3 protein-coding genes are annotated in these 3951 nt (G+C 73.2%); 1 reads left to right on the top strand and 2 read right to left on the bottom strand.

Annotated elements, in window-relative coordinates; genetic code table 11:
- Positions 1 to 578, top strand: a 578-nt coding sequence (locus DW309_RS03435; RefSeq protein WP_136044561.1) for a DeoR/GlpR family DNA-binding transcription regulator, incomplete at its 5' end; no start/stop codon positions are given.
- 11 nt (positions 579 to 589) lie between these two features.
- Here the strand turns inward: DW309_RS03435 and DW309_RS03430 are convergent.
- Together DW309_RS03430 and DW309_RS03425 are read right to left on the bottom strand one after the other, a co-directional pair.
- Positions 590 to 1477, bottom strand: coding sequence for a LacI family DNA-binding transcriptional regulator (locus DW309_RS03430; protein WP_240744503.1), 888 nt, complete (start codon positions 1475 to 1477; stop codon positions 590 to 592).
- A 68-nt stretch (positions 1478 to 1545) separates the two neighbouring features.
- Positions 1546 to 3807 (bottom strand): FAD-dependent oxidoreductase, encoded by a 2262-nt coding sequence (locus DW309_RS03425; RefSeq protein ID WP_136044560.1) that lies wholly within the window; start codon positions 3805 to 3807, stop codon positions 1546 to 1548.
- Positions 3808 to 3951: the final 144 nt, after the last annotated feature.

The following is a 3951-nucleotide window of genomic DNA, read 5'->3' as shown; positions in this document are numbered from 1 at the left end:
TCGCCGCGGCCGCCGCGCTCGTGGAGCCCGGCATGGCCGTCGGCATCTCCGGGGGAGCCACCGCGCTCGCCCTGGCCCGCGCGCTCGTGCAGGTCCCCGAGCTCACGGTCGTCACCAACGCGCTCCCGGTGTCCGACCTCTTCTCGCCGCCCGAACGCGCCGACGCGCCCTACACGCAGACCGTCGTGCTCACCGGGGGCGTCCGCACGCCGTCGCAGGCCCTCGTCGGCCCCGTGGCCGTGCGCGCGCTCGAGCACCTGCACTGCGACCTCGTCTTCCTCGACGCGCACGGCCTCGACGTGCAGGCGGGCATGACCACGATGAACCTGCTCGAGGCCGAGACGAACCGCGCACTCATGGCCGCCGGCCGCGAGGTCGTGGTGCTCGCCGAGCACGACCGCTGGGGCGTGGTCGGTCTCACGACGGTGGCCGACCTCAGCGACATCGACCGTCTCATCACCGACGACGGGCTCGACGACGCGGCCAGGGAGGCGCTCGACGCCCACGTCGGAACCCTGCACCTCGCACCGCGCGACGCCGGCGACGAGCGGGCGCTCGCCACGGCCCTGGCGGACTGAGTCCGCGACGGTCATCGAGCCGTGCTCGCCCGACGGACGAGCCGGGCATCGACGGTCACGTGCCGCACCGGGAGGTCGGCTCCGGGCGGGGCGGCGATCTGACGCTCCAGCTCGGTGAACGCGGCATCGACGAGCTTCTCGTGGTCGGGGGCGATCGTCGTGAGCGCGGGGACCGCGAAGCGCGCGGCGCGGATGTCGTCGATCCCCACCACCGCGACGTCGGCCGGCACCCGTCGCCCTCGCGCCTGCAGGGCAGCGAGAGCGCCGAGGGCCACCGAGTCGTTCGAGCACACGAGGCCGTCGAGGTCGGAGATCGCGGCGGCCATGGCGCCCGCCACCCGCTCGCCCTCCTCCGCCGTGAACGCATCGACCTGCGCGGTGAGGACGGGGTCGGCGGGAAGCCCCGCGGCCGCGAGGGCCTCCAGGTATCCGGTGTGCCGCCGGTCCGCCGCATCCGAGGGGCGCGCGTCGCGGCGCCCGACGAAGCCGATGCGACGGCAGCCGACCGCCAGGAGATGCTCGGTGGCCGTGAACGCCGCCGCGCGGTTGTCGATCGTCACGTGCGTGAACGGGCTCACCTGGATGTGCTCGCCCAGCAGCACGAGCGGGCCCGGCGACGTGCGGCGGGTGAGGTCGGCCACCGTGAGGGAGCGCGGGATGTGGATGAGACCGTCGATCGGCGGGAGCCCCACACCGTTCGCGACGTCGATCTCGCGGCCGTGGTCGCCCTCGGTCTGGACGATGAGCACGGCGAGACCGCGCTCATCGGCGGCGCGCACGATGCGCGACCCCAGCTCGGCGAAGTAGGGCTCCTCCAGGTGCGGCACCGCGAGCGCGATGAGGCCCGTGCGGGTGGCGCGCGCGGCGGGGAGCACGCGGCCGCCGGGCGAGGTGGTCACCTGCGGCCTCCTGGAGGGACGACGGTCGCCGCCGTGCCGGCGGATGCCCTTCACGTTAGCGCTCTCCGTCACGATTGCACCCGGAACGCGACGACCCTGGCCTCCGCGGCGCCGTTCGTGCGCTCCACCACGAGGCGCGCCGCGGTGAACGGCCCGAGGTCGGCGGGGAGCGGGTGCACCCGCAGTCGATGGCGGTTGTCGTGCTCCTCGGCGACCACGCGCCACTCGTCCGCACCGGGCGCCTGCACCTCGACACGGTAGTCGCGCACGAGCGGGGGCATCACCTCGTCGGGGCTGCGATGGTGGTGCAGCGTGTTGAGCTCGAGGTCGACGTCGTCGTCGAACACCAGACGGATCTCCGTGGCCTCGACGGGGTGTTCCCAGTCCAGGCGGAGCCAGGCGGGCCCGTCCGCCGCGGGGTCCGACGCCCACAGGTGGGGTCCGCCGAAGGGCCGGTTGTACCCCGACGTCGCCCGCTCCGGGGCCAGCGCCTCCGAGGGCGGGCTCGTGCGGAACACGGGGCTGCGTCCGCGCAGGGGCTTCGTCGGCCACTGCACCAGCAGGCCGTCGCGGTCGACCTCGACGTTGCGGTCGTCGTTGTCGACGCGGTGCACCAGCGTGAGCACGCCGGGCGGCAGCGGAGACGTCAGGTGCGCGTGCACGCCGGGGGCGGCCCTCACCACGACGATCGCGTTCTGGGGCTCGTCCGGGGCGAACGGGGTGTCCGCGCGCACCCACGAGGGTCCGCCGGCCGGAACCTCCACCACGGTGCGGTGCTCGAGCCGCGCGGGCACGACGTTCTGCGGGCGACCCGTCGACCACACCTCGACGGTGACCTGCGTGTCGGCCTCGGCGGAGAGCAGGAGCTCGGTCGTCTCCAGTCGCGGATGCACCGGAACCACGATGCCGAGGTCTTCGACGAGCGCGTGCGGGACGGCGTCCGCGGTGGCGCTCGCCGCGGTGCCGATGGTGCGCAGCGTGCTGGAGGCGGTCACGGCCGCGGTGCGGGCGAGGTCGGAGTCGTCCTCGTTGGCGACGCCGATGAGGCTGGCGTCGGCGCGCAGCAGCGTCTGGCGCAGCTCCGCGCGGTGCTGCTCGTACAGCTCGCGCGGGGTGGCGTCGAACGCATAGCAGAGGGCGGCGGCGGTGCCCGCGGCCTCACCCATCGCGGCGCAGGTGGCCATGACCCGCGCGGCCCCGAACGCGATGTGCGTCGCGGAGATGTCGCGACCGGCCATGAGCAGGTTGTCGACGTTGACGGAGTACAGCGACCGGAACGGGATCTCGAACACCCCGTCGGAGAAGCGCTGCACCGCGCCGGCGCCCGTCGCGTACATGCCCTCGGCGGGGTGCAGGTCGATGGACCAGCCGCCGAACGCGATGCCGTCGTCGAACGACGTCTGCTCCAGGATGTCCTGCTGGCGCAGCGTGTAGTCGCCGATGAAGCGGCGGTACTCGCGCTTGCCGGGGATGTTCCCGATCCACTCCAGGGTGAGGGTGTCGGCGTCGAACTCGCCGGAGTTCTTGATGTGGTCCCAGATGCCCAGGATCACCGAGCGCAGCTCGTCGCGGATCGCCTCGTTGTCATCGACGATGTCGAGCGTGCCACCCCATTCGATCCACCAGTAGTGGGCGCCGCTGTCGCCGCTGCGGATGATGCGGGAGGACGGGATCGGCGTCGTCGAGATGTCCTTCGCGCTCTCGGGGGCGACGTACTTGACCGGGTGCCCGAGGTCCTTCGTGTAGAACAGCAGCGTCGAGCCGAGGAACTCCCGCACCGGCTGCTCGGGGGCCCAGTCCTCGCCGAACTCGCTCCTGCTCTCCTTGCCGAGCCGGTGCCGCGCACCGACCAGGCGCCCCACCAGGCCGTCGCCCGTGCAGTCGATGAACAGCGGTGCACGGAACACCGTGCGGATCTCCGAGCCCATCGTCCACCCGGTGACCGACCGGACCCGACGGGCGTCGTCGGGTCCGGTGGCCTCGGCCTCGAGCACCTCGGTGTTGAGGAAGAGGGTGAGGTGGGGCTCCCGGCGCACGATGTCGAGCACCACGTCGTCCCAGTACACCGGGTTGCCCTCGGGATTGCGGTACTGGTTCTCGCGGTACATCTCGCCGATGATCCCGGTCTCGCGCGCCCAGCGCTGATTGCCGTGCGCGGTCGCCCCGCACACCCACACCCGCACCTCCGACGAGGAGTTGCCGCCGAGCACCGGCCGGTTGTTGATCAGCACGGTACGTCGGCCGAGGCGAGCGGCCGCGACGGCGGCGCTCACTCCGGCGAGGCCGCCGCCGACGACGATGATGTCGGCTTCGACGGTCTGGGTGCGCATGGGGGTCCTTTCGGGGGTGGGGAGAGGGGTGCCGCTCAGAGGGCGGCTGCGGAGGCGGCGGTGGTCACGAGCCCGTGTCCGTGCAGCCGCCGGCGTCGCCGCGCAGGGCGGACACGATCGCGGCGAGGGAGGTGCCGCCCTGCT

Source organism: Microbacterium sp. K41 (assembly GCF_004794395.1).
Taxonomy (GTDB): Bacteria; Actinomycetota; Actinomycetes; order Actinomycetales; family Microbacteriaceae; genus Microbacterium; species Microbacterium sufflavum.
This window is presented reverse-complemented; position numbering and strand designations above follow the sequence as displayed.